We start from the raw sequence: 24,078 nt of genomic DNA, 5'->3' as shown, positions 1-24,078 counted from the left end.
CCCCCCTATCATTCAACGCTGGAAGCGAGCGGGTAACAAAGGAGTACTTTATCGTGCGACGGATTGGAATTATCGGTGCCATGGCACAAGAGGTTCGTATCCTTGCAGGCCAGCTAGAACATGCCGAGCGCTACGAGCACGCCGGATTTGTTTTTTATACTGGCACACGCCACGGCATAGAAGTTGTGGTCTTGCAGTCAGGTATTGGGAAGGTTAACGCGGCGGTAGGTACCGCAATACTGCTAGAACGCCACCAACCTGATGCCATCATCAACACCGGTTCCGCCGGAGGCTTCGCCAGCGACCTTAACATCGGGGACATAGTCATATCCGATGAAGTTCGCCATCACGATGTAGATGCCGTCGTGTTCGGCTACGAGCTGGGCCAGGTTCCAGGCATGCCGGCTGCTTACCAAGCGGATAAGCAGCTACGCGAGGTGGCTCGCAGTGCTATAGCTGCACTGGGCGAGGTCAATGTGCGTGAAGGGTTAATTGCTACGGGGGATGCGTTCATGTCTGACCCTGAGCGGGTAGCCACCACTCGTGAGAATTTTCCAGCAATGCTAGCAGTAGAGATGGAAGCGGCCGCTATTGCGCAAACTTGCCACCTTTATGGGTGCCCTTTTGTCGTTATCCGCGCTCTTTCTGATATTCCAGGCAGTGGCGACAACCACCTCTCTTTTGAGCAATTTTTAGAGATTGCGGCAGATCACTCATCCCGCATGGTTGACCAGATGCTAATGGCCCTTGGCAACGCATAAGTGTCACCCTAACGTAAAACGGAGCCAGATGGCTCCGTTTTACCTCATACCGGCATGGTAAGCCTGAGCATTTACCCAGCAGTAGGCAGCATCGCTTAGCGCTAGGCTTTAAGCGCCCAAGGCAAGATTTCACCTGCCAGCAACGGAATAATGTCCTGCCCCTCAGTGTAAGGGTAGCTCTCTGGCAGGCGCCATTCACGACGCTCCAGAGTGACGGAGTCCGTATTCGGCGACAGTCCGTAGAAGCGCGGGCCATTTAAGCTGGCAAACGCTTCAAGCTTATCCAGCGCCTGCATCTCTTCGAATGCCATTGCATATAGCTCAATCGCAACAGGGGCTGTATACGCACCTGCACAACCACAGCTTGACTCTTTATCACCTTGCGCATGAGGCGCGCTATCCGTACCCAGGAAAAATTTTGGGCTGCCACTAGTGGCTGCTCTCAATAAGGCCTGACGATGCTGTTCACGTTTTAAAATTGGCAAGCAGTAGTAATGAGGGCGGATACCACCCACCAGCATTTTATTGCGATTAAACAGCAAGTGGTGGGCCGTTATGGTTGCTGCAATGTTATCCGATGCCGCTGCAACGAACTCAGCTGCCTGCTGTGTCGTAATATGCTCAAACACCACTTTAAGATCGGGGTGGCTTGCTAACAGCGGTTTCATCACCCGCTCAATAAATTCAGCTTCACGATCAAAGATATCAATATCACTGTCCGTGACTTCACCATGTACCAGTAGCGGCATCCCCACCTTGGCCATCGTAGCAATGACTCCATCACAGTGAGCGATATCGGTGACGCCAGAGGCCGAGTTGGTTGTTGCACCCGCTGGATAGAGCTTAACGGCTTTTACGATACCGCTTTCTGCCGCTTTTACAATTTCCTCAGGGGAAGTGGTATCTGTTAAATACAGCGTCATTAACGGCTCAAACGTACTACCGCTTGGCAGCGCGGCCAAAATTCGCTCGCGGTAAGCAATCGCCTGCTCTGTGGTGGTAATGGGCGGTTTCAGGTTTGGCATAATAATCGCCCGTCCCATCTGCGCAGCAGTATGCCCAACCACGGCGTTAAGCGCTTTATCATCACGCAAATGGAGGTGCCAATCATCGGGGCGGGTTATCGTAATAGCGTCCACGGCAAATCCTGTACTGGTCTGGTTTTAGTTACATCGGACAAAAAAGTAAGAACGCACAGTATACCCAATACAGCAGCATATAAATCTACCACTCTCCCCCACAGCCACGACCAAGTATCGTATTATGGCGACACTTTGTAGGATCAAGGATGTAGTTGTTTATGCAAAATGTGCGACGCTATGCAGACATTATCGCCAGTATTGAAGGCTTAATGTGGCTTGGGCTTGCCTGGTCGATCTCTATTTCAATGTATAAGGGCAGCACCGAACCTACCCTGGCAATGCTGTTTGTGGTCGGCGCGATGGTGCTATTTAGCTGGGCGCATCGCCCGATGCGCCATTTACTGCGGCGCTACCATATTCGCAAGCGGCGCACCGACATGTGGATTCACACGCTTGCCCTACCGCTACTCCTAGCAATGTTCTTCCACATTATGCTTGAAGCATTGTTGGGCAGTGCCTGGCTGCCACCTAAAATGCTGCTATTCAACTTGTTAGCAACGGCAGGCTGGCTGACTTACGTGATGACACTGTTTATTAAGTTTGTCATTCACAGTGTTAAAATATCAGGTAAATAAGCTCGCTATGCCTACTGCTCTACCACTTCCGCTATCAACGCCAAATCGCAACTTGGTTAGATTAACTATTGTCCGTGGCATCACATGGACTGGTTTTTTACTAGCCATTATTGTAGGCATAGAGTTTTTGGCGTTTAACCTACCCGTTACGGCTGTCGTTGGCGTCGTGATTGCGATGGGCATACTCAACATTGCCACTTGGTGGCGATTGGGGAGACCAAGGGCAGTTAGTCATTTAGAGTACCTTTCGCACTTGCTGGCTGATGTTGCTGGCTTAACACTACTGTTTTATTTTTCCGGTGGCTCTACCAACCCTTTTATTACTTACTACTTAGTGCCCGTGACCATCGCCGCTGCCACTCTCCCATGGCGTCACGCTTGGATTGTAGCTATCTGCTCCATGGCCGGTTACTCCTTTTTGATGTTTTTCTACCATCCTATTCCGCAGTTAGGGCACATTAACAGCGATGGCCCTCTGAGCCTGCACGTGCTTGGCATGTGGCTCAATTTCGGCTTGTCCGCAGGACTAGTCACTTTTTTCATTTACAAAATGGCTCATGCGTTGCGCAATCGGGATAAAGCACTCTCACTCACTCGAGAAGCCGCACTGCGCAACGAACAGGTACTGGCCGTAGCTACTCAAGCCGCAGGCACCGCTCACGAGCTAGGCACTCCTCTTTCAACAATGGCGGTGCTACTTAAAGAGATGCAAGATGAAGCGACAGATGACTCTCCCCTTCATCAAGATATTACGTTGCTTCGCCAACAAGTCGATGTTTGTAAATCGCGCTTGCAACATTTAGTGACTAATGCTGACCGGCGACGTATGGCCGAACCTGAAGTACTTGACGCTGAAGTGTGGCTAGCAGGCGTAGTTCAGCGCTGGCTAGTCATCCGGCCTGACGTTAGCCACTACTTTGACGTTGCCGAACGACGCGGCCGACCATGGCTTGCAGTAGACGCAACCCTTGACCAAGCGCTCACCAACTTACTGAACAATGCTGCTGACGCTAATCCAGAGCAAATAGCCATTCGACTAGACTGGCAAGATGAAAGTGTCATTATTGATATACGCGACCATGGCCCTGGCATCGCCATGTCTATCGCTGACCAGCTTGGTGATACCTTTGTTTCTACGAAAAGCAAAGGCATGGGCATAGGCTTGTTTTTAACCCACGCCACGATTAACCGCTTTGGCGGTGGTGTTAGCCTGTACAATCACCCTGAAGGTGGCACATTAACGGAAGTCACGCTTCCACGCTGCTTCGCCCCAGATAGGTAATAGCGGCTTGGCAGCCGCTGCAACATCGAGGACATCATTCAGATGCAAGAGCAACGCCTTCTAATCATCGATGATGATGAAATGTTTTGTCACGTATTAAGCCGAGCGCTTACCCGGCGCGGCTTCGAAGTGATGGTTGCCCACGATGCCGATCAAGCTCTGGCGGTAGCCGCACAATTTGTGCCAACTATGGCAACGTTAGACTTAAAACTGGAGCACAGCTCGGGACTTAAGCTACTACCCGAGCTACTAAGTGCAGTACCCCACTGTCGCATTGTCGTGCTCACGGGCTACTCAAGTATCGCCACTGCGGTAGAAGCGATTAAATTAGGCGCAGTGAACTATTTATGTAAGCCCGCCGATGCCGACGATGTTATTCACGCCTTTGAGAACCAGGAAGCCGACCCTAACATCGAGCTTGCCGATAACCCCCCCTCGATCAACCGTATTACCTGGGAGCACATTCAAAAGGTACTACAAGAGCATGATGGCAATATCTCGGCCACCGCTCGAGCGCTAGGCATGCACCGACGCACCCTGCAGCGCAAATTACAGAAACGTCCTGTACGCCGCTAATAGCGTCTAATACCAGTAATGGATGATCAGCAAGCCGCCCCTGTATATCAACGTTAACGACAAGCATCGCCATAAGATAAACAGGGGCAGTAGCAGCCTTAGTGAGCTGTCCAGCCGAGATCAATATTCCAACTTGAGCCAGTCACCGCTCCCGCAGCATCTGACGCTAAGTACGCCACCATTTGTGCTACCTCTATAGGCTCAATTAGGCGCTTAACAGCTGCATTTTTTAACATGATCTTTTCAATTACTTCTTGCTCGCCCATTCCATGCAGCTTGGCCTGATCGGCAATTTGGTTGTCCACCAACGGGGTTTTCACATAGGCCGGGCAAATAGCATTAGCGGTTATTCCTTGTTCGCCCCCTTCCAATGCAGCCGTTTTAGTCAATCCCATCATGCCGTGTTTGGCACTCACGTACGCCGCTTTACCCGGCGAAGCAACATGGGCATGAATCGAAGCAATATTAATAATTCTTCCCCACCCTTTTTCACGCATGAAAGGCCATGCCGCTTGAGTGAGAAGGAAAGGTGCCGTTAGCATCAAGTCAATAATTTGACGCCATTTCTCTTCAGGAAACGTTTCAATCGAAGCAACATGCTGAATGCCAGCATTGTTGACCAAAATATCAACTCCACCAAAGCGCTGTACCGCATCCGCAATGGCACCACGGCATGCTTCGGGGTCAGTAAGATCAGCTTGGTAAAATGCTGCACCAGCCTCATCGGCGACCTGCTCCCCCTTGGGATTAAAGTCTACCGCGAGAACCTGGTGGCCAAGCTCGCAAAAGTGTTTAACAACGGCAGCACCAATGCCAGTGGTGGTACCGGTGACTACAACAACACGTGGGTTTATAGCTATTTGGGAGCTCATTCATAGGTCCTTATGTGCAAGTTTACGTCTTAAATAGTCGTTTTTTAGATATCACCACATACATTAATCACCATGCTCGCAACACCTTACTCTTCTGCCATCAAGCGAGACATCATTTGCTGCGCCAACCTAGCTGCTTCCTGCATGCTTTCTAAATCGCTTAAATCATTCAGTATGACTCGTTTATAAATTTCATAATCGTTAGGTAGCCGCTCTAACGTTAGTGGGTATCGTCCGGAAGGCAAGTCAAGCAATAGCGTCTCCGGTAACGAAGAGCTCAGCTGGGACGGTTCCGGCACGGCTACTAGCCATAATTCGCAGGGTGTGATTAAGGCGCCCACCATGAGTGCTGCAGAGTTAACTGACAGGTCTGTATGTTCAAAGCAAAGGGCATCTACTCCAAGCCTGGGGTTATAATGGCTGGCTGTTTTCATAGTCTGTAAATGCGTATCACGATACGCCTGTGCCAATACCGTTAAGTATTGATACTCTCTGGGGGCTAAGCTTTGCATCAGCTCTCCTTGGAAAGATGGGTGCCAATAATGTGCCTCAATCAGGAGCGTAGCCCAGCACTATTGGCCAAACACGCTTCGCTACGCGACAATAGCAGCAATTTATTTTATGAAAACCCTTAGCCTTAGGAGTGCTACCTATGTTTGTGGTTATTTTCGGTCGTATGTCTTGCCCCTTTTGCGTACGTGCCAAGCAATTAGCTGAGCATTTAGAAAATACAGGAAAAATTGAAGGCTATCGCTACGTTGACATGCCCTCAGAAGGCGTTACTAAAGAGGATATTGCTAAAACAGCTGGTAAGCCTATACGCACAGTTCCACAAATATTTGTTGATCAGCAGCATATTGGTGGCTTTACCGAGTTCGACCAGTTTGTGCGCAGCAAACAGCTGCTAGCCTCTTAGCTATTGCCATAAAACCTTATGGCTTTAACGCCTCGCATTGGCGTTAAAAATGCCGTTAACTCCCGTTGAATCCATCTCACCTCTGCTTGCCTATACTAAGTGTTTATAAAAAAGCCACGAGCTAATTAAAAAGCTACGGGCTAATTATTGGCGGCGAGGACACCCCATGCAGCGTGAGGAGTTTATACAACAGCTGTGGCTTGACTACATGCATACCCATCCCGACTTGGGAGCACTCAGGCTATGGCCGTTGAATGCGCCAGCGGAGTACCTGACACTGGTAACACTAAACCATGGGCCTTTCTCAGCTAATGCATTGGGGGTCAAACTCGCACACATGGGTTACCGGTCTGCTGGTCATTACGCCATGGCGGATAAAGGATTGCTTATTTACTTACTCGCACCAAGTGATCACGGTAGCTGGCTGGTGCTGGCAGAACTGCAACTGGGCACACTCTCAAAACTTCCCAGGGAGGCGCTATCTGGACTAGTTTCCAAAAGCCACCCAGAGGATTGCAAAGGGCATAATCTGCTTTGTCGTGGCCGACCCTGGCCTATGCCTTCTTGGGCACTGTACCAACAGCTTCAAGCAGCTCATCCACTTGCAGCATGGTTATCTGTAATGGGCCCTCGCCTACACCATGCAGGCTTTGACTGCGCAGCCTTAGGAAGCCCACTTGAAACACTCGACACTCAACTTACCACCTCTGGCATGCCTTCAATAGAGAGCCAGCAAAACGGCGTTTTCCCCGTCTCATCATTGCTACACCATCGGTTTTATCCTTCAATGTCGCAAAAAATTGCTTTTAGCAATGGCGACGAACATAGGCTCTGCTTAGGAGGATTAGCATTGACACAAAAGCGCCTGGATGATGATCACGAACGTATTGCTGAAATGTTACTGCCCTATCATACGCGCTGCGAAATGGCGTAAGTAGCAAGGCGCGGGCAACCCAAATAATGCCCGCGCCTTGTTGACCAAATAGCGGAAATCAGAAGTGCAAATCAGCGTCACACGTCAAAAGTCATCTCAGGCACGTGGTCGGGTACAACAAGCTTGCCAGCGGTTTTCTCAATAATTTCCTCAACGCTGACACCTGGCGCTCGCTCTTTTAGGATGAAAGCTCCATCTTTAATTTCAAGATAAGCGAGATCCGTTAGTACTCGATTGATGCAGCCTGCCCCAGTCAACGGAAGCGTGCACTTTTCTAGCAGTTTAGACTCTCCATGCTTGGATGCGTGGGTCATTGTACAAATGATGTTTTCGGCGCCTGCGACTAAATCCATAGCGCCGCCCATGCCTTTGATCAATTTCCCAGGCACCATCCACGAGGCAATATTACCCTCCTGATCGACCTCAAAAGCCCCTAGCACCGTTAGATCCACATGACCGCCGCGGATCATGGCAAAAGACTCCGCTGAGGAAAAAATTGCAGCACCGGGCCGAGCCGTTACCGTTTGCTTGCCAGCATTGATCATATCCGGGTCGACTTCTTCCTCCGTAGGGAAGCGGCCCATGCCCAGCAAACCATTTTCTGATTGCAGCATGACGTCTATGCCATCAGGCACATAATTGGCAACCAGGGTAGGAATACCAATGCCTAGATTAACGTAGAAGCCATCTTCAAGCTCACGAGCGACGCGCTGCGCCATCTGTTCACGTGTTAAAGCCATGGTGTATACCTCGTAGTAAATAACCAGTGAGTAACTGAGTTGAGACAACAGCGTAAAATCACGCCGCGATTAGCTGCGTACCGTCCGTTTCTCGATACGCTTCTCAAAAGAGCCCTGAATAATACGATCCACGTAAATGCCTGGAGTATGGATCTGGCTTGGCTCAAGCTCGCCCGGTTCTACAATTTCTTCAACTTCCACCACGGTAATTTTGCCAGCAGTCGCGGCCATCGGATTAAAGTTCTGTGCCGTATGACGATACATAACATTGCCGTAACGGTCCGCCTTCCAACCTTTTACAATTGCAAAGTCCCCTGTAATGGCCTCTTCAAGAATGTAATGGCGGCCATTGAATTCACGCACCTCTTTACCTTCTCCAATTGGTGTGCCGTAACCGGTAGCGGTGTAAAAAGCTGGGATACCAGCGCCACCTGCGCGCATTTTCTCAGCCAGGGTACCTTGGGGAGTCAAAACAACATCAATTTCTTCATTGAGCATTTGCTGCTCAAACAGCGCATTTTCACCTACATAGGAGGCGATGATTTTGCTGATCTGACGGTCCTCAAGCAGCACCCCCAACCCGAAACCATCAACACCACAGTTGTTAGAAACGACAGTAAGATCTTTAGCGCCCCGGCGTTTGATTTCTGCGATAAGGTTTTCTGGTATGCCACAGAGACCAAAACCGCCCGCAATAATGGTCATACCATCTTTGATACCTTCCATTGCTTCCTCATAGGAAGCCACACGCTTATCAAATCCTGCCATTGTTATGCCTCACATTATTATCGGTGGTGTGTTGAACACATCTTGACGATGTTGCTTGCGCGATAGTGCCAGTGTTGTACTAGATGATATATTTGTTAAGTTTGTTTTTCTTATCAATTTATTTCAAAAATTAATAAATAGGCTAATATGACGATTAAACAGCTGCGGGCTTTCCTCACAGTAGCCCAAACCCTGAGCTTTACCCATGCCTGCGAACGCTTACACCTTTCCCAGCCAGCATTGAGCCTCGCTATCAAGGGCCTTGAAGATTCACTGGGCGGCAAACTGCTAATACGCAGCACCCGCAGTGTCCGTCTTACTCCTGAAGGTGAGTCACTGCTCCCCCTGGCAAAACACCTGCTAGCGCAATGGGACAATACCGAGGAGCGCCTGCGTCAGCGCTTTACACTCCAGCTTGGCCGCCTGAGCGTTGCCGCCATGCCTTCTTTTGCCTGCAATTTATTGCCCAGTGCACTGGTCAAGTTTCGCCAGCAATACCCTAAAATCAACGTCACTGTTCATGATGTGATTAATGAAGAAGTCACTGATATGGTCCGCTCCCGACAGGTCGAGATAGGCATTGTGTTTTCACCGGAAGGAACAGGCAGCTTATCCTTCACACCGCTATTTGAAGACCAATTCGTGGCGGTGGTTCCCCCTTCAGCCACGGCACAGGTTACTACTCATTCTTGGGCCACGCTGTTGCAGCACGACTTTATTACTCTTCAGCGTCCTTCAATGGTTCGGCGTTTATTAGAGCAGGAACTGGGCAAGCGACACATTGATGTGCCCGTCGCATTTGAAAGTCACCAGCTATCTACGGTAGGTAGTATGGTAGCCGCTGGCTTGGGTGTTAGTGCCGTACCCTCGATGTGCATTCGCCAGATGCAGGAGTTAGGCGCCCACTGCGTTCCATTGACGGACCCAAACATTGTGTGCCGGGTGGGCATACTCACCCAGCAAGAGCTATCGGTTGCCGCGCATGCCCTACGGGATGTACTTATTGAAAGCGTTAAAGCACCAAGGCTGCATGCCCCACAATCATTCGTCACCCCAACCTAACAAACTGATTCGTACACGTTTCATAGGCACATTAAAGAGCCGTTAAACTGGGCAGCATGCTCCTGATCCTTTAGCATTCAGTTTACAGGTGTCATTTTACATGCACATCGAATAAGCAATTTGTATCGAGGAATGGTGGTATGCCTATTATTAAGGGAATCGTCAGCGTTTTTCTACTGACAATATGTACGCTTTTTTGGGGTGTACCGCTCATCATATTAACGTTTGCTAAAATAGTCACGCCTGGCCGTCACCGTAAACAACGGTTGCTTGACGGGCTATGTGCGATAGCGCAGAACTGGATTGGTCTTAACCTTTGGTGGATGCGGCGTTGGCTAAAGCCCAATCTGACAATTCGTACACCAGAGACCCTTAGTCCAAATCAGTGGTGGCTAGTAATCTCAAACCATCGGAGCTGGACCGATATTTTTATTCTTTTTATGGCCCTGCATCGGCGCATTCCTATGCCGCGCTTTTTCTTAAAACACCAGTTGATCTGGATTCCGATTGTAGGGCTGGCGTTCTGGGCGCTAGAATTTCCTTTTATGCGTCGCTTTAGCCGCGAGCAAATCGCTCAAAACCCTAAACTTGCCACTATCGACCGAGAATCTACAGAACGAATTTGTCGGCAAGCGCGACGCGCCCCCATTACAATATTCAATTTTATCGAGGGAACACGCTTTACCGTTGCTAAACGTAACGCGCAAAATAGCCCTTTCCGACACTTACTAAGGCCAAAAGCGGGCGGCATTGCCCAGGTGATTAGTCTACTAGGCGACCAGTTGGATGGTATCCTAGATGTGACGATCAGTTACGAAAATCCATCACCAACTTTTTGGGGCTTTCTATGTGGTAAAGAAGCCCCGATTACCCTTGAGGCAAGGCAGGTTGCAGTCCCCGAATGGATGTTCAATGCCAATTATCACCAAGAACCGCAGCACAAGGAACGCTTTCACGCATGGATCAATTCACTCTGGCAGGAAAAAGACACCTTGCTAGGCAATCAAACCGATCACGACTAGCCAACTGGGCTGTAGCTTGCTTACTCACCGGTTGGCTGGTGGGCTGCGCCAGTTCCAGCACCTCGACGGAGCCTGCCCCGGCCACCAGCAGTGCTAGTCAAATTAGCGGTGAATGGATTGAAGTACAGCGTGGCGACACACTGGGGCAACTTGCCGCCCGTGCGAATGTCCCTTTGGAGCGTCTGGAGCGTTTTAACCCAAATATTAATGCTCAACGCTTAAATGCTGGGCAACGATTACTTATACCCACTCAGCAAGAGCGCGCTCCTTCAGGTGGCCCTTACCGCTACCAGATCAGAGCGGGTGATACATATTCAAGTATCGCACGCCACTTTGGCACAACCTCAGGACGCATTCAAAGCGCCAACCCAGGCACCTCACCAACGGCATTAAGGGTTGGTCAAATCGTCAGTGTACCTCTTAGCAGCGGCCCAACACGTAGTGCAAGTGCAGCCACCACAAGCAGCGGCAGCCGTCCGGCGGCTTCTCCCACGCCGACACCAAGCGCCAGCTTACCTGCCTCTGCACGCCGTTGGCCCTGGCCCTTAGAGGATTACCGAATAGTACGTCGCTTTGGTGCAGATAGCCGTGGCACGCTACAGCCGATGCTGCTAGCAACGCAAGCAGGTGCCCAAGCCAAATCAGTAGCACCCGGCGAAGTACGCTTTGCCGACAGTATGCGCCAGCTAGGGGAAGTCGTGATTGTCCACCATGCAGACAACCTGCAAACAGTGTATGCGATGTGCGAACGCATTTTAGTCCGTGTTGGACAGCAGGTAAGCACCGGTGAGCCACTGTGTAACGTTGGCCAAAGCAGCTCGACGCAGCGCTATGACTTGCTGTTTGACCTACGTCAGGGCGGCAAACCAATCGACCCGCGCCAGGTGCTTCGTTAACGGCATTCGGCATACTGTTTACTGAGTGGCACAAAAAAGCCCCTATGTTCAGGGGCTTTTTGCATAACAAGATCAGCTAAATTCTCTCTTTAGCCTCGATAATAGCCTGGCTTAATGAATGGCGTCGACGTAACTACCATTGGTAGCTGTTTACCACGTACCAATGCATATACCACTGTCTCAGGTGCCTCCCACTCCCGCTTTATATAACCTAGTGCTACGGGCTTGCCTACACTTGGCCCAAAGCCCCCCGAGGTCACTTTGCCAATCTCACTACCTGCTTTGTCTAACAACACAGTGCCTTCTCGTACCGGCGCTCGTCCTTCCGCCACTAAACCAACCCGCTTACGCTGGTGATCTCTTGCATCTACTTGGTGCAGAATCAAGTCAGCGCCAAGAAAGCCTGCAGAACGCTCGCCACCATGCCTTCTCGGTTTTGCTATGGCCCAAATCAGCCCCGCCTCTACCGGCGTCGTGTCTAGATCCATATCATGCCCATAAAGGCACAGTCCCGCTTCTAAACGCAGTGAGTCACGGGCTCCCAGACCAACTGCTTCAACTTCAGGTTCAGCAAGCAGCTGTTCAGCCAGAGCTTCACAAGAATCACGGGCTACGGAAATCTCAAAGCCATCTTCACCGGTATAACCGCTACGACTGATCCATACTTCCTGCCCAGCCATGGTAAAGCGACCATGCTGCATGAAAGTCAGCTCACAAGCTTTTGGGCACAGACGCTGCATTACATCACGGGCCATGGGACCTTGTAGGGCCAGTAATCCCCGGTCTAGCACCTCAATTTTATGGGTAGTCCCTAAATTTGTACGCAAATGAGCCAGATCCTGATCCTTACAGGCCGCGTTCACAACCAAATAAAAGTGGTCACCTGCATTTACCACCATCAAATCGTCGATAATACCGCCATCATTGCTCGTAAAAAGCCCATAGCGCTGCTCGCCTTGCTTAAGGCCAACTAAGTCAGCAGGTATAAGTGACTCAAGCGCACTAGCAGCATCAGTGCCAGTAACCAGTATCTGCCCCATATGAGAAACATCAAACAAGCCACACTGCTGACGAGTGTGCTCATGCTCTTTCTTAACACCCATGGGATACTGTACCGGCATGTCATAGCCAGCAAAGGGCACCATTTTGGCTCCGAGCCTGATGTGCAATGCATGCAGCGGCGTATGGTTTAGGTTTGACATAAGGTTTCCTTTGTCGAAAAAAGAAACGGGAAGCCAATGCATTGGCTTCCCGGCTCTATAGCTATTAATCACATCATAGCTACTCGTTACATCCGCAAGACCTACTTCAGCCTATTTATCATGGTCCAGGGCTTCACCAGGCAGCACTTCTTTGCCCGCGAAGTAGTCCTTGGTGAGCTTAAATACCACCGGAGACAACAGGGCCAGTGCAATTAAGTTAGGAATAGCCATCATCGCGTTGAAAGTATCAGCCATGAGCCAGATAAAGCCCAGTTGCGCAATAGCGCCCAGCGGAATCGCTAATACGAAAAGTATGCGATACAGCATAATTGAACGCGTACCAAACAGGAACTGGCAGCATTTTTCACCGTAGAACGACCAGCCAAGGATAGTAGTAAATGCAAAAACGGCCAGAGCAACCGCAACAATCTGATTACCAAAACCTGGCAACGCTGCATCAAATGAAAGCGCGGTTAGCGATGCCCCTGCTTCGCCGTCAATCCACACGGTTGAAGTCAAAATTACCAAAGCTGTGATGGTACAAACAATAATCGTATCAATAAATGTGCCCAACATGGCAATTAAGCCTTGGCGAACAGGGTTTTTTGTTCGTGCCGCGGCGTGGGCAATAGGCGCACTACCCAGGCCTGCTTCGTTAGAGAAAATCCCCCGTGCCACACCAAAGCGAATCGCTGCCATTACTGCAGCACCCGCAAAGCCACCCGCTGCTGCAATAGGGTTAAAGGCATAGTAGAAAATCAGTCCAAACGCTTCACCGATCTGGCTTGCATTAACCATCAACACCAGCAGGCCTGCAATCACATAAGCAATCCCCATAATCGGTACTAGCTTACCGGCAACTTTAGCAATGCGCTTAATGCCACCTAGAATAACCGCGCCAGCAAGCACCATGATAATCACCCCAGTGAGCCAGTGAGGCACACCGAAAGTAGCATCCATGGCATCAGCTACGGAGTTAGACTGCACAGTATTACCGATACCAAACGCTGCAATAGCACCAAAAAATGAGAACATCCCCCCCAGCCAAAGCCACTTTTTACCCAGGCCGTTTTTGATATAGAACATCGGCCCACCAACATGGTAGCCGGTGCTATCAGTTTCACGGTAACGCACCGCCAATACCGCTTCAGCAAACTTGGTAGCCATACCTACTAAGGCTGTAATCCACATCCAAAAAACTGCACCGGGGCCACCCAATGCAATTGCTGTGGCAACACCAGCAATATTGCCGGTCCCGATAGTCGCAGACAGTGCTGTCATCAATGCATTGAAAGGGGAAATTTCGCCGCTATCGCTGGCTTTTTCAGGTGCTTTTTCGCCGGGGGCTGCTTTGGGCTTAGCATCACGCCCTTGCCACATTAGCTTGAAACCCGTGCCTAGCTTGCGAATCGGCATTAGTTTCAAGCCAATTTGAAGATAGATACCCACGCCGAGCAGCAAAATGAGCATTAACGGGCCCCAAACTACGCCGTTAATTGCCCCTAGGAGGCTAGTTAATGTTTCCACGCGTTTCTCCTTACCCTGTGTGTTTGCTCAATTATTATGGGTGCGAAATAGGCGTACTGCCCTCGCAATTTATTTGTCTAGGTGACCAAGCGCTTGCACAGCGCTGCTTATGCTAAGCAAGGCGCATGATTTGCATGTTTTACACCATTTCCCTAGGTAGTATCTATGGTGTTGTCGCCTTTGAGCAGAGAAAGTAACTCTTTTATGAAGTATCGTTCTCGTCAAGCTGCCATGAAATACGACGTTTCGCCTCATTATTTTGAGGCGTTTAAGAAATTTGTTTCCGATCAGAAACACGGTACCATAGAGATAATTCACCCAGCGCTAGCTAGGTCGACAGTCGCCAAGGCGAAGGACAAGCGCTAGTATGCTTTTGTCCGAACAACCGTTTTGTATAGGGAATCATCATGAGCAATCTTCCTGCTAACCTTCGTTACGCAAAAAGCCACGAATGGGTACTTGATCACCAGGATGGAACAGTAACTATTGGCATCACTGATCACGCACAAGAAGCACTGGGCGATGTTGTATTTGTTGAACTGCCAGAAGTAGGGCAAGAACTTAGCAAAGGTAAAGAGTTCGGCGTTATTGAGTCAGTTAAGGCTGCCTCGGACCTGTACTCACCGGTCAATGGCGAAGTCATCGAAATTAACGATGCTCTTGAAGATGCGCCTGAAACCGTTAACGAAGCGCCCTACGAAGGCGGTTGGATGATGAAAGTACGCCTGGCTGATCAAGCTCTAGACGGACTTTTAGACGCCGATGCTTATCAAGCGACACTCAATTCAGACGATTAATTAGCCTAAAGCGCCAGCCATTAACGGCTGGCGCTTTTTTAATGCCCCTGCACGGTTTTCTCATAACGCTCGGAACTCTCCCATGTCATTTGAAACACGCCGCTTGGCCGAACTGGCCGACCACGATGCTTTTATCAAACGTCATAACGGGCCCAGCCCCGCTGATGTCGCCACCATGTTAAAAGCGCTTAATCTGCAGCGCATGGAAGACCTTATCGAGCAAACCGTGCCAAGTGATATTCGCCTTGGTCGTGAACTGGACTTAGATGACCCACGCAGTGAAGCAGAAGCACTAGAGTATCTAAGCCAGCTAGCGCGTCAAAATCGCGTGGCAAAAAGCTATATTGGCCAAGGCTATTACGGTACACATATGCCTGCGGTGATTCAGCGCAACGTGCTTGAAAACCCAGGTTGGTACACGGCTTACACTCCTTACCAGCCAGAAATTTCCCAAGGCCGACTGGAAGGGCTACTTAATTTCCAGCAAGTCGTTATGGACTTAACCGGCATGGAGCTTGCCAATGCTTCGCTACTGGACGAAGCCACTGCTGCTGCCGAAGCAATGGCGCTCTGTAAACGCGGCAATAAAAAAAGTAAGTCCAACACCTTTTTTGTCGCCGATGACATATTCCCACAAACACTAGATGTCGTTAAAACACGCGCAGAATTCTTTGGTTTTGATTTAATCAGTGGCCCGGCCACCTCGCTTGCAGAGCACGATGTTTTCGGAGCGCTGGTGCAGTACCCCTCTGCTAGCGGTGAAATCAGCGACCTCAAGCCAATGCTGGAAGCTGCCCAAGCCCGCGGCATTATGACCTGTGTCGCCACCGACCTGCTAAGTCTTGTGCTATTGAAAGAGCCGGGCGCGATGGGTGTAGATATTGTTGTAGGCAGTTCGCAGCGTTTTGGCGTCCCCATGGGCTTTGGCGGCCCCCATGCCGCTTTCTTTGCTACCTCAGATAAGCTTAAGCGCTCGATTCCTGGCCGTATCATCGGTGTATCTAAAGATAGCCGGGGCAACACCGCTCTACGTATGGCAATGCAAACCCGCGAGCAGCATATTCGCCGCGAAAAAGCGACGTCCAACATTTGTACCGCCCAGGCGCTGCTGGCCAATATTGCCGGCTTCTATGCCACCTATCATGGCGCCGAAGGGCTACGTAAAATCGCCGGGCGTGTACACCGCTTAACCACTCTGCTCGCAGAAGGTCTAAAACAAGCTGGTATTAACCTCGCGCATACTAGCTGGTTCGATACACTGCGCTTGACCCAGGTAGATGCAGGCAAAATTCATGGCAGGGCCATGACCCACGACATCAACCTACACTACTTCGCTAATGGTGATGTAGGCATTAGTTTAGATGAGACCACCACCGCTCACGATGTCGCAGCGCTATTTGACGTACTGCTCGGCGACGAGCACGGGCTTTCCGTTGCAGTGCTAGATGAGAAAGTACTTTCCGAGCGTATCAGCGGCATCCCATCAGCGTATCAACGAGAAAACAATTTCCTAGAGCATCCAACTTTTAAGCGTTATCGCAGCGAAACCGAAATGCTGCGCTATTTAAAGCGCCTAGAGAATAAAGATCTATCGCTTGCTCACGCGATGATTCCACTAGGCTCATGCACTATGAAGCTTAACGCTACCAGCGAGATGATTCCCATATCCTGGCCTGCGTTTGCGCACTTACACCCCTTCGCTCCCCGCGAACAAGTGGCGGGCTACCATCAGATGATTGATGAGCTTGCCGCATTCCTAGTGGAAGTCACCGGTTACGACCATATCTCTATGCAGCCTAACTCTGGCGCACAGGGTGAGTATGCAGGCCTGCTAGCTATTCGCCGCTACCAAGCCGCCCAGGGTGAAGCCCATCGCGATGTGTGCTTGATTCCCAGCTCCGCCCACGGTACTAATCCCGCCTCTGCGGCCATGTTAAGCATGGAAGTCGTCGTGGTCGAGTGCGATCAAAACGGCAACATTGATCTAACAGACCTAACCAGCAAAGCAGAGCAGTATAGCAACCGCCTCTCAGCAGTGATGATTACTTATCCATCCACCCACGGGGTATTTGAATCTCACGTGCGTAAAGTGTGTGAGGTTGTACACCAGCACGGCGGCCAAGTATACGTTGACGGTGCTAATATGAACGCCCAGGTAGGCCTTACCCGGCCCGGCGATTTTGGTGGCGATGTATCGCACCTCAATCTGCACAAAACGTTCTGCATTCCCCATGGAGGCGGCGGCCCAGGCATGGGCCCTATTGGTGTAAAAGCACACTTAGCACCCTATGTGCCCAACCATGTAATGACACCTATTAATGGCGTAAACCCAGAAAGCGGCGCGGTTTCTGCAGCGGCATTTGGGAGTGCCTCGATACTACCGATCTCTTGGGCCTATATTAAGATGATGGGCGCTCGTGGCCTCAGGGAAGCCACTGAGCTTGCCATTCTAAACGCTAACTATATTGCTAAGCGGCTGGAAGCGGCATACCCGATTCTCTATCGTGGCCAGAACGGTACCGTGGCACACGAGTGCATTATCGATATTCGTCCGCTCAAGAGCACCTCGGGCATTAGCGAAGAAGACATCGCCAAGCGTTTAATGGATTACGGTTTTCACGCCCCCACTATGTCGTTCCCTGTACCAGGAACACTGATGATTGAGCCTACCGAATCTGAGTCACTGTACGAAATTGATCGCTTCTGTGATGCGATGATAGCGATTCGTGAGGAGATCGCCGCTGTTGAACGCGGTGAATGGCCACTGGATAACAATCCGCTGGTTAACGCTCCTCATACTCAGGCTGATGTAATGGATAGCGATTGGCAGCGGCCTTACGAGCGCAAATTAGGCGCATTCCCTACAGAAGCAGTCGCAATGGCTAAATACTGGCCATCGGTGAACCGCGTAGATAATGTGTTTGGTGACCGTCAGTTGATATGCTCATGCCCTAGCATTGATGAATACCGCGGTTAACACTGCCCCGCTTATTCATTAGCGTGTTTTCATTAGCGTAAATTAACGCCCCATCGGCCCTGTTATTCAGGTGCTGGGGGCGTTTTTTCTTGCTCCCGCTGGCGGTGAAACCCACTAAGTAGCTTTTCGTACCGCTTGGGCAACACCGAGTCCCGGCGGCGTAACAGGTAAAGTTCTTCGTTGATGGCTTGAGGTAACGCCAATGCTTTTACCTGGCGTTGCCACGGGGAGGTTTCCAGTACTAAACGAGACACCACAGTAAAGCCCAATCCCCGCGCCACTGCATCCAGCACCATGCTAACTTCATTGGTAAACCCTTGATAACGAAAATGCGTCATCGAGCGAAACTCATCGGGGTAATTAGCTTTTAGCAGCGCATTAGCGTGATTAACACCGTCGTAGTAATTGAGAAAGCCAATCCCCATTAGGTCAGAGAGTGTACTACCAGCAAAATCAGCAGGAACCACTAAGCAGAGCGGCTCTTTATGCCACAGGGTACAGGTAAGATCTGGGTGGTTAACCTGCTCAGTGACAATTCCAATGTCATAGCGCCCTTCTAGCAGATCGTTAACAATTTCATGATTAAACGCAAAACTGTAGTTAACGGTCAGGTTCGGGTGCATCTGCTGCTGACCAAGGATATAGGGATAAAACATCAACCCGACGCTGCCAGGTGATGCAATACGGCATTCGCCGCTATCTAGCGAATCATCATCTAAACCGTGGCGAAACTGCTCATGTTCAGCAAACAACTTTAGTGCATAGTCATAGGCGCGTCGCCCTGACTCAGTAAGCGTAAAGCTTCGGCCTTTTCGCTCTATTAGCGTTTTATCAAGATAGGTTTCCAGTTTACGAATATGCTGGCTAACACCTGGCTGCGTCATTTCTAAACGGCGTGCCGTTCGTGTGAAACTACCGGTTTCCACTAACGTAATAAATGTCCGAAAATACAGGGCATTAAACATAATCAAACGCCATTTAGTTTAGCCATCATCTACTCTCAACGTGGCTATAGAGTAGCACACCTCAACCTCGTGCTGGACGCGCCATTCATCAGCTGAACCGACTGTAACAGCATGATAGTATGAAAATTGTGATTACTATTATCAGGGAAGGCCATACTAATGACACAACTGCCAGCGCCTCGTGCAACGATTTCAAGCATTATCTCACCTGAGGGGAGCCTTGAAGTCCTCTCACAGCATGAAGTTAACCGCCTTAAAAGCACATCCAAAAGTGGCTTACACGATCTATTGCGCCGCTGCGCTCTGGCGGTACTTAACTGTGGAAGCCCCACCGATGACAGTATAGCCATACTGGAGGCCTACAAAGACTTCGATATAGAGGTGTTGCAGCAAGACCGCGGCATTCGTCTCAAACTGACTAATGCACCCGCAGAAGCGTTTGTCGATGGCCGTATGATTCGCGGTATCCGTGAGCATTTATCATCTGTGCTTCGCGATATTGTCTATGTCTACAATGAAATCCAGCACCATAAACGCTTTGATTTGGACACAGCTGAAGGCACCACCAATGCTGTGTTCCACATTCTGCGCAAAGCTGGCACCTTAAAGCTTGGCCGCGACCCTAGCCTAGTAGTTTGCTGGGGAGGACACTCCATCTCACGGGAAGAGTACGAGTACACCAAAGACGTTGGCTACCACCTAGGGCTACGCGACTTGGATGTTTGCACCGGGTGCGGGCCTGGCGCTATGAAAGGTCCGATGAAAGGCGCTAACGTTGCCCATGCTAAGCAACGCCGCAAAGATGGTCGCTACCTGGGCATTTCAGAACCTGGCATTATTGCCGCTGAAGCACCCAATCCCATCGTGAATGAACTGGTGGTTATGCCGGATATCGAGAAACGCCTGGAAGCCTTTGTGCGTCTTGGCCACGGCATTATTGTCTTCCCCGGCGGCGTCGGCACAGCAGAGGAGATTTTATATTTATTGGGCATTTTGCTTCACCCCAGCAACAACGATACCCCCTACCCACTTATATTCTCAGGCCCCGCCAATGCAGCAGCCTATTTTCAGAAAATAGACGAATTTTTGGTTTACACCCTGGGCGAAGATATTCGCCGCTACTACACCATCATTACTGGCGATCCCACGGCGGTTGCACGAAAAATGCGTGCCGGAATTGATGAAGTAACTGACTTTAGACGCAAGCACCAGGACGCGTTTTACTACAACTGGCGCTTGACCATTGCCCGGGAGTTTCAGGCACCCTTTAAGCCTACCCACGAAGCGATGCGCGGTCTCGCCTTACACCGCCAGCAACCTACCCATGAACTAGCTGCAAATTTACGGCGGGCATTCTCAGGAATTGTGGCAGGCAACGTTAAAGAGGAGGGTATTCGCGCCATTGCGGCCCACGGCCCCTTTGAACTGACCGCTGAGCCCGAACTAATGCAGCGCTTAGATGAGCTGTTAAGCTCGTTTGTGACCCAAGGTCGTATGAAGCTAGATGGACAGCCCTACACGCCTTGCTATGTGCTTAAGTAACCCCAGCTCAACAGACACACCTTAAGCGACCTGTCTTCATTCGCGTATTGAAACCGGTAGGCTCCAACTTTGCTGAGCCTACCACCACAGGAACACAAACGTGATTATTGCTCTACTCACGCTGCTAGTCGCAGGAGTTATTAAGGGCGCCATTGGCTCTGGGGTGCCTGTTATCGTTATTCCCGTGTTGACGATGCTCTATGACGTTAAGCTGGCCATTGCCGTGTTAGTGGCGCCGAATCTGTTTAGTAATGTACTGCAGGTATGGCAGTACCGCCGCCATCTTTTACCGCTCAGATTTTTGGCTACGTTTTCTATCGCAGGAGGGCTGGGCATTGTGCTTGGCACCTGGGGATTAGTCGTGCTATCGCCGACCCTTCTTTCCCTAGGGGTCGCGGCTGCTATTGTGATGTATTTAGCTATTAAACTAGCAAAGCGTAAAATGGTACTGCCATTTTCTCTTGCCGAGCGTATCGTTCTGCCGGTCGGGCTATTAGCAGGGATTCTACAAGGCGCCGCGGGTATGTCGGCACCGGCATCAGTAACGTTTCTCAATGCAATGCGCCTGGAACGCCAAGTATTTATCGGCTCTATTTCGGTTTTCTTTGCAGCGATTACCTGCGTACAAATCCCCGCCCTACTAAGCACGGGCATCTTAACGTTTGAGCGCACCCTTTATAGCCTTGCAGCACTACTGACAATACTGGTAGCGATGCCCTTAGGCTCCCAACTGGGGAAGCGCTTACCCCATCATTGGTTCGATAATTTAATCATGCTATTGCTTGCGGGCATCGCGTTAAAAATTATTGCTGATGCCACATTATAAAATAGAAGCCCCAGAGCGAGCCATGAGCAGCACAAGCAGAGTTGCCACTAACCCACTACACTAATCAACACCACGAGCGGTATAGCGTACTCATCAAGGAAAAGGAGAGCCAGTATGCAAATGATTGATCAGCTCAAGGACGGCCAAACAAAAGCTTTTGCCAAGCACTGCTTTGAAAGCAGCACCCCTGAAGAACTTGACGCTGTCTCCGAAGGAGTAGCCGACCAGGCTCAAATGGAGCACTGGGGAATCACCGAAGGACAATGGGAAGAAGCTGTAGCCGCCGCATTGGCAGACCATAAAGCCCAGGCCAACTAAAAAGCACTATGCTTTAAGCCCTGCTACCGGCAGGGCTTTTTCTATTCTTTGCTCGTCGCCCTAACACCACGTACCGCCGCCATATAAGTTGGCACGTTGCATACAGACAGCGCTATGCAACAGCAGCCTAGATTTCTCTTCAGCGTACAAATGGGCAGCACAAATATTGTTAATGGGCAGAAGCACTTTTAGGAAATCACCGATGAACTACACACACCTGGAGCATATCTTCGTTGCACTAATGATTCAGTTAATGCTGCTACCCTTTGTCTCCGCTAAAGTGTCAGGCTCTATTGCGATTGCGTTACTTCTCGGCCGAGAGATTGCTCAGCATGAGTACAAACTCGGGATCCAGCGGGGTTGGGAATGGGGCGAAACCCTACCTGTAGGCATGTTTGAAGGAGTCTGGCGCGGCTGGACACTCGACTCTGCTCTGGACGTCATCCTCCCCGCGCTCGCATGTATCATGGCAGCTACGATACTTCATGCACTCGGTAAGAAATAGGATGCTTGTACCTATACCTGAGCGACTGGCATCTCCAGCATAGAACAACATTAGGAGTAGAAGTTAGTGCCACTACCTTCGCTCTCAGCCATACGTCAGTAGGGTCTAGATATCACGAGAAATGCACTCTTCGTTCACGGCGATAACTCGCACCTCAGGCCAAAGAGGAGTTGAGCGAAGCTAGGTAACACCGATATATTGTTATCTTCTAAACTAGGGATAAGGAGAACGTGTTGGACAAGGCTGCCTATCATAAGCGTTGGGATCATCTTGAGCAGATACAGCGAGAGCACAGCAACCTGCCAGAATCAGGAATAGAGAACCGATCAGCACTTCATAAAATACTGACCAACACCTTCCGAGAGTTCGTTGTCGCCTGCTATTGCGATCACTGGCGCGAAGTCTACCAGAGCTCAGCCTTCTCACTCACCTCTGATCGAGACGTACTCATTGCCAGAGCCATCAAGGCTCATCACTGGACACCAGGTATCGCCACCAGTCTCACCAACTACGACCTGGCCCTTTCTCTGATTGACGAGCTGGCAACGTTCAAACTGACGGAAATGGCCGTACATGTCTGCTACATGAACCTGCAAGACCTGCCCAAAGCTGACTACCAAGCACTGATCGGACCGCACGAATAACAGTAGCCCTTCCCCCGAAATTATGGGAAGGGCTACTGTTATAGCGCTGTGCCAAAACTGGCGCGCATTTACACTACAAAAAAACGTAGAGTTTTCTCAAATTTTTTCGACACAAACAAAAGCCGCCGCTCGGCATGATCCGTAAGCGGCGATTTTCGTTATAAATTCTTGGTCGGAGTGACAGGATTCGAACCTGCGACCTTTGCAACCCCATTGCAACGCGCTACCAAGCTGCGCCACACTCCGATGTCTTTATTAGCTTACGCTTATTGCTCACGTTTGCCTCAAGACGGTGCGTATACTAGCGCTTTATGCGTCAAATGAAAAGCTCTTTTTGCGCTTTCTTTTCAATTGGTTGCCGTCACGCACGGTCGGCTTCTTTTAACAGGGAAGCCATAGCCTCATAAATCTTGGGCGTGGTCACCAGCAACTGTTCAGGATAGAGGTCTTCGGAAATATCCTCAGGCACATCTACCAAACGGCCTACTTGTGCTCCCGCTTCACGAGCAATTACCCACCCCGCCACGAAATCCCATGGTGAAACCGTTTCGTAGTAGGCATCCAGTCTCCCGCAAGCCACATCGCATAAATCCAGCGCGGCGGCACCATTACGGCGAATGTCTTGGCAGTGAGTTAATACTGCCTCTAAGCGAGGCAAAAGCCCTTTACGAGCTTCTTTTTGGTACGGGAAGCCGGTGCCCACTAAGGCACTTTCCAGAGACTCGGCACCGCTGGGCTTAATCACCCGCCGATTACAAAAAGCGCCCAATCCCTGTGCAGCACTAAAGGTCTCTCCTAAAAAAGGCGCGTGTACAACACCGATTTTACCTACCCCCTGCTCCACCCAGCCGATAGACACTGCCACATGGCGCAGGCCTTGGGCAAAATTAACCGTGCCATCGATGGGGTCGATAACCCATAGCTGCTCAGCAGGCATGTGCAATGCGCGCTCTGGGCTTAGTTCTTCACTGAGCCTTGCCTCGCCGGGAAAGTGCTCATCTAGACGCTGACTGATCAATTTATCAACGGCGACATCTACATCAGTGACTAGCTCAACGCCAGATTTAAGCCGCTGACTGAAGCTCTGCTCCTGGCGGGCCTCGCAAATCATCCTCCCAGCCTCTTCAGCAATCGTGATTGCCAGCGCAAGCCGTGCCTCTAGGGTATAAGCTGCCATTAATGCTCCTCAATTGATCCGCGTTTATCCTTGCAGCATAAACGCGGACCGA

At 50.4% G+C, this 24,078-nt stretch carries 25 protein-coding genes and 1 tRNA gene; 16 read left to right on the top strand and 10 right to left on the bottom strand.

Translation table 11 applies throughout. The features are described from left to right. Positions 1 to 53: 53 nt before the first annotated feature. Positions 54 to 761 carry a 5'-methylthioadenosine/S-adenosylhomocysteine nucleosidase gene (mtnN, locus tag CPA45_RS02005; protein ID WP_096649839.1) on the top strand — a complete coding sequence of 236 codons (708 nt, stop codon included), beginning with the start codon at positions 54 to 56 and terminating at the stop codon, positions 759 to 761. 101 nt (positions 762 to 862) lie between these two features. Here the strand turns inward: mtnN and pyrC are convergent, their stop codons facing one another. After that, complete coding sequence (gene pyrC, locus CPA45_RS02000; RefSeq protein WP_096649838.1) at positions 863 to 1,900, bottom strand: dihydroorotase; 1,038 nt, start codon at positions 1,898 to 1,900, stop codon at positions 863 to 865. Between the two features lie 161 nt (positions 1,901 to 2,061). Here pyrC and CPA45_RS01995 point away from each other — a divergent pair, with 161 nt between their 5' ends. Genes CPA45_RS01995 through CPA45_RS01985 form a run of 3 tightly spaced genes read left to right on the top strand, consistent with a single transcriptional unit; the run spans position 2,062 to position 4,336 of the window. Then, on the top strand, positions 2,062 to 2,478 hold the full coding sequence (locus CPA45_RS01995; protein WP_096649836.1) for a hypothetical protein: 417 nt from the start codon (positions 2,062 to 2,064) through the stop codon (positions 2,476 to 2,478). 7 nt (positions 2,479 to 2,485) lie between these two features. Continuing rightward, complete coding sequence (locus tag CPA45_RS01990) at positions 2,486 to 3,760, top strand: ATP-binding protein (protein WP_096649834.1); 1,275 nt, start codon at positions 2,486 to 2,488, stop codon at positions 3,758 to 3,760. Between the two features lie 36 nt (positions 3,761 to 3,796). Further along, positions 3,797 to 4,336, top strand: coding sequence for a response regulator transcription factor (locus CPA45_RS01985; RefSeq protein ID WP_096649832.1), 540 nt, complete (start codon positions 3,797 to 3,799; stop codon positions 4,334 to 4,336). A gap of 98 nt (positions 4,337 to 4,434) precedes the next feature. Here CPA45_RS01985 and CPA45_RS01980 read toward each other — a convergent pair whose 3' ends face one another. After that, positions 4,435 to 5,208 carry a 3-hydroxybutyrate dehydrogenase gene (locus CPA45_RS01980; RefSeq protein WP_096649830.1) on the bottom strand — a complete coding sequence of 258 codons (774 nt, stop codon included), beginning with the start codon at positions 5,206 to 5,208 and terminating at the stop codon, positions 4,435 to 4,437. 86 nt (positions 5,209 to 5,294) lie between these two features. Further along, positions 5,295 to 5,720, bottom strand: coding sequence for a [NiFe]-hydrogenase assembly chaperone HybE (gene hybE, locus CPA45_RS01975; protein ID WP_096649828.1), 426 nt, complete (start codon positions 5,718 to 5,720; stop codon positions 5,295 to 5,297). 140 nt (positions 5,721 to 5,860) lie between these two features. Here hybE and CPA45_RS01970 point away from each other — a divergent pair, with 140 nt between their 5' ends. Together CPA45_RS01970 and CPA45_RS01965 are read left to right on the top strand one after the other, a co-directional pair. Further along, a complete protein-coding gene (locus CPA45_RS01970) occupies positions 5,861 to 6,124 on the top strand; it encodes a GrxA family glutaredoxin (protein WP_096649826.1) in 264 nt (87 codons plus the stop codon). A 166-nt stretch (positions 6,125 to 6,290) separates the two neighbouring features. Continuing rightward, positions 6,291 to 7,058 (top strand): VOC family protein, encoded by a 768-nt coding sequence (locus tag CPA45_RS01965; protein WP_096649824.1) that lies wholly within the window; start codon positions 6,291 to 6,293, stop codon positions 7,056 to 7,058. Positions 7,059 to 7,135: 77 nt separating this feature from the next. Here CPA45_RS01965 and CPA45_RS01960 read toward each other — a convergent pair whose 3' ends face one another. After that, complete coding sequence (locus CPA45_RS01960) at positions 7,136 to 7,798, bottom strand: CoA transferase subunit B (protein ID WP_096649822.1); 663 nt, start codon at positions 7,796 to 7,798, stop codon at positions 7,136 to 7,138. Positions 7,799 to 7,867: 69 nt separating this feature from the next. Next, entirely contained in the window at positions 7,868 to 8,566 is a 699-nt protein-coding gene (locus CPA45_RS01955; RefSeq protein WP_096649820.1) for a CoA transferase subunit A, read from the bottom strand. Positions 8,567 to 8,713: 147 nt separating this feature from the next. Between CPA45_RS01955 and CPA45_RS01950 the strand changes: the two genes are divergently transcribed. The 3 genes from CPA45_RS01950 (at position 8,714) to CPA45_RS01940 (ending at position 11,546) form a co-directional block, all read left to right on the top strand. Then, a complete protein-coding gene (locus CPA45_RS01950) occupies positions 8,714 to 9,628 on the top strand; it encodes a LysR family transcriptional regulator (protein WP_096649818.1) in 915 nt (304 codons plus the stop codon). A 140-nt stretch (positions 9,629 to 9,768) separates the two neighbouring features. Beyond that, the gene (locus CPA45_RS01945) at positions 9,769 to 10,650 is read left to right on the top strand and encodes an acyltransferase (RefSeq protein ID WP_096649816.1); all 882 of its coding nucleotides are present in this window, start codon (positions 9,769 to 9,771) and stop codon (positions 10,648 to 10,650) included. A gap of 116 nt (positions 10,651 to 10,766) precedes the next feature. Beyond that, positions 10,767 to 11,546 carry a LysM peptidoglycan-binding domain-containing protein gene (locus CPA45_RS01940; RefSeq protein ID WP_244287514.1) on the top strand — a complete coding sequence of 260 codons (780 nt, stop codon included), beginning with the start codon at positions 10,767 to 10,769 and terminating at the stop codon, positions 11,544 to 11,546. An 89-nt stretch (positions 11,547 to 11,635) separates the two neighbouring features. Here the strand turns inward: CPA45_RS01940 and gcvT are convergent, their stop codons facing one another. Both gcvT and CPA45_RS01930 read right to left on the bottom strand, forming a co-directional pair. Further along, on the bottom strand, positions 11,636 to 12,748 hold the full coding sequence (gene gcvT, locus CPA45_RS01935; RefSeq protein WP_096649812.1) for a glycine cleavage system aminomethyltransferase GcvT: 1,113 nt from the start codon (positions 12,746 to 12,748) through the stop codon (positions 11,636 to 11,638). A 111-nt stretch (positions 12,749 to 12,859) separates the two neighbouring features. Continuing rightward, entirely contained in the window at positions 12,860 to 14,275 is a 1,416-nt protein-coding gene (locus CPA45_RS01930) for an alanine/glycine:cation symporter family protein (protein WP_096649810.1), read from the bottom strand. Between the two features lie 407 nt (positions 14,276 to 14,682). Here CPA45_RS01930 and gcvH point away from each other — a divergent pair, with 407 nt between their 5' ends. Both gcvH and gcvP read left to right on the top strand, forming a co-directional pair. Further along, entirely contained in the window at positions 14,683 to 15,072 is a 390-nt protein-coding gene (gene gcvH / locus CPA45_RS01920) for a glycine cleavage system protein GcvH (protein ID WP_096649806.1), read from the top strand. Positions 15,073 to 15,154: 82 nt separating this feature from the next. Further along, positions 15,155 to 18,049: an aminomethyl-transferring glycine dehydrogenase gene (gene gcvP / locus CPA45_RS01915; protein ID WP_096649804.1), complete on the top strand. Its 2,895-nt coding sequence runs from the start codon at positions 15,155 to 15,157 to the stop codon at positions 18,047 to 18,049. A gap of 62 nt (positions 18,050 to 18,111) precedes the next feature. Here gcvP and CPA45_RS01910 read toward each other — a convergent pair whose 3' ends face one another. After that, positions 18,112 to 19,014 (bottom strand): LysR family transcriptional regulator, encoded by a 903-nt coding sequence (locus CPA45_RS01910; protein WP_096649802.1) that lies wholly within the window; start codon positions 19,012 to 19,014, stop codon positions 18,112 to 18,114. Positions 19,015 to 19,173: 159 nt separating this feature from the next. On the opposite strand from CPA45_RS01910, the gene ppnN reads away from it, so the two are divergent. The 5 genes from ppnN to CPA45_RS01885 all read left to right on the top strand — a co-directional run bounded on the left by ppnN (position 19,174) and on the right by CPA45_RS01885 (position 22,849). After that, positions 19,174 to 20,556: a nucleotide 5'-monophosphate nucleosidase PpnN gene (gene ppnN / locus CPA45_RS01905; RefSeq protein WP_096649800.1), complete on the top strand. Its 1,383-nt coding sequence runs from the start codon at positions 19,174 to 19,176 to the stop codon at positions 20,554 to 20,556. Positions 20,557 to 20,656: 100 nt separating this feature from the next. Continuing rightward, positions 20,657 to 21,382, top strand: coding sequence for a sulfite exporter TauE/SafE family protein (locus tag CPA45_RS01900; RefSeq protein ID WP_096649798.1), 726 nt, complete (start codon positions 20,657 to 20,659; stop codon positions 21,380 to 21,382). A 114-nt stretch (positions 21,383 to 21,496) separates the two neighbouring features. Beyond that, positions 21,497 to 21,700, top strand: coding sequence for a hypothetical protein (locus tag CPA45_RS01895; RefSeq protein WP_096649796.1), 204 nt, complete (start codon positions 21,497 to 21,499; stop codon positions 21,698 to 21,700). Positions 21,701 to 21,902: 202 nt separating this feature from the next. After that, positions 21,903 to 22,205 (top strand): hypothetical protein, encoded by a 303-nt coding sequence (locus tag CPA45_RS01890; protein ID WP_096649794.1) that lies wholly within the window; start codon positions 21,903 to 21,905, stop codon positions 22,203 to 22,205. 233 nt (positions 22,206 to 22,438) lie between these two features. Then, positions 22,439 to 22,849 carry a hypothetical protein gene (locus CPA45_RS01885; protein ID WP_096649792.1) on the top strand — a complete coding sequence of 137 codons (411 nt, stop codon included), beginning with the start codon at positions 22,439 to 22,441 and terminating at the stop codon, positions 22,847 to 22,849. A 169-nt stretch (positions 22,850 to 23,018) separates the two neighbouring features. Here CPA45_RS01885 and CPA45_RS01880 read toward each other — a convergent pair. Together CPA45_RS01880 and CPA45_RS01875 are read right to left on the bottom strand one after the other, a co-directional pair. Beyond that, positions 23,019 to 23,095: transfer RNA gene (locus tag CPA45_RS01880), tRNA-Pro, on the bottom strand. A gap of 115 nt (positions 23,096 to 23,210) precedes the next feature. Continuing rightward, positions 23,211 to 24,026, bottom strand: coding sequence for an inositol monophosphatase family protein (locus CPA45_RS01875; RefSeq protein WP_096649790.1), 816 nt, complete (start codon positions 24,024 to 24,026; stop codon positions 23,211 to 23,213). Positions 24,027 to 24,078: the final 52 nt, after the last annotated feature.

This window comes from Vreelandella nigrificans (assembly GCF_002374315.1).
Taxonomy (GTDB): domain Bacteria; phylum Pseudomonadota; class Gammaproteobacteria; order Pseudomonadales; family Halomonadaceae; genus Vreelandella; species Vreelandella nigrificans.
This window is presented reverse-complemented; position numbering and strand designations above follow the sequence as displayed.

Excerpts from the sequence above, each read along its gene's own strand:
- CPA45_RS01995 (WP_096649836.1), top strand. The coding sequence starts at position 2,062 with ATGCAAAATGTGCGACGCTATGCAGACATTATCGCCAGTATTGAAGGC.
- CPA45_RS01990 (WP_096649834.1), top strand. The coding sequence starts at position 2,486 with ATGCCTACTGCTCTACCACTTCCGCTATCAACGCCAAATCGCAACTTG.
- CPA45_RS01980 (WP_096649830.1), bottom strand. The coding sequence starts at position 5,208 with ATGAGCTCCCAAATAGCTATAAACCCACGTGTTGTTGTAGTCACCGGT.
- hybE (WP_096649828.1), bottom strand. The coding sequence starts at position 5,720 with ATGCAAAGCTTAGCCCCCAGAGAGTATCAATACTTAACGGTATTGGCA.
- CPA45_RS01970 (WP_096649826.1), top strand. The coding sequence starts at position 5,861 with ATGTTTGTGGTTATTTTCGGTCGTATGTCTTGCCCCTTTTGCGTACGT.
- CPA45_RS01965 (WP_096649824.1), top strand. The coding sequence starts at position 6,291 with ATGCAGCGTGAGGAGTTTATACAACAGCTGTGGCTTGACTACATGCAT.
- CPA45_RS01960 (WP_096649822.1), bottom strand. The coding sequence starts at position 7,798 with ATGGCTTTAACACGTGAACAGATGGCGCAGCGCGTCGCTCGTGAGCTT.
- CPA45_RS01955 (WP_096649820.1), bottom strand. The coding sequence starts at position 8,566 with ATGGCAGGATTTGATAAGCGTGTGGCTTCCTATGAGGAAGCAATGGAA.
- CPA45_RS01950 (WP_096649818.1), top strand. The coding sequence starts at position 8,714 with ATGACGATTAAACAGCTGCGGGCTTTCCTCACAGTAGCCCAAACCCTG.
- CPA45_RS01945 (WP_096649816.1), top strand. The coding sequence starts at position 9,769 with ATGCCTATTATTAAGGGAATCGTCAGCGTTTTTCTACTGACAATATGT.
- gcvT (WP_096649812.1), bottom strand. The coding sequence starts at position 12,748 with ATGTCAAACCTAAACCATACGCCGCTGCATGCATTGCACATCAGGCTC.
- gcvH (WP_096649806.1), top strand. The coding sequence starts at position 14,683 with ATGAGCAATCTTCCTGCTAACCTTCGTTACGCAAAAAGCCACGAATGG.
- gcvP (WP_096649804.1), top strand. The coding sequence starts at position 15,155 with ATGTCATTTGAAACACGCCGCTTGGCCGAACTGGCCGACCACGATGCT.
- CPA45_RS01910 (WP_096649802.1), bottom strand. The coding sequence starts at position 19,014 with ATGTTTAATGCCCTGTATTTTCGGACATTTATTACGTTAGTGGAAACC.
- ppnN (WP_096649800.1), top strand. The coding sequence starts at position 19,174 with ATGACACAACTGCCAGCGCCTCGTGCAACGATTTCAAGCATTATCTCA.
- CPA45_RS01895 (WP_096649796.1), top strand. The coding sequence starts at position 21,497 with ATGCAAATGATTGATCAGCTCAAGGACGGCCAAACAAAAGCTTTTGCC.
- CPA45_RS01890 (WP_096649794.1), top strand. The coding sequence starts at position 21,903 with ATGAACTACACACACCTGGAGCATATCTTCGTTGCACTAATGATTCAG.
- CPA45_RS01875 (WP_096649790.1), bottom strand. The coding sequence starts at position 24,026 with ATGGCAGCTTATACCCTAGAGGCACGGCTTGCGCTGGCAATCACGATT.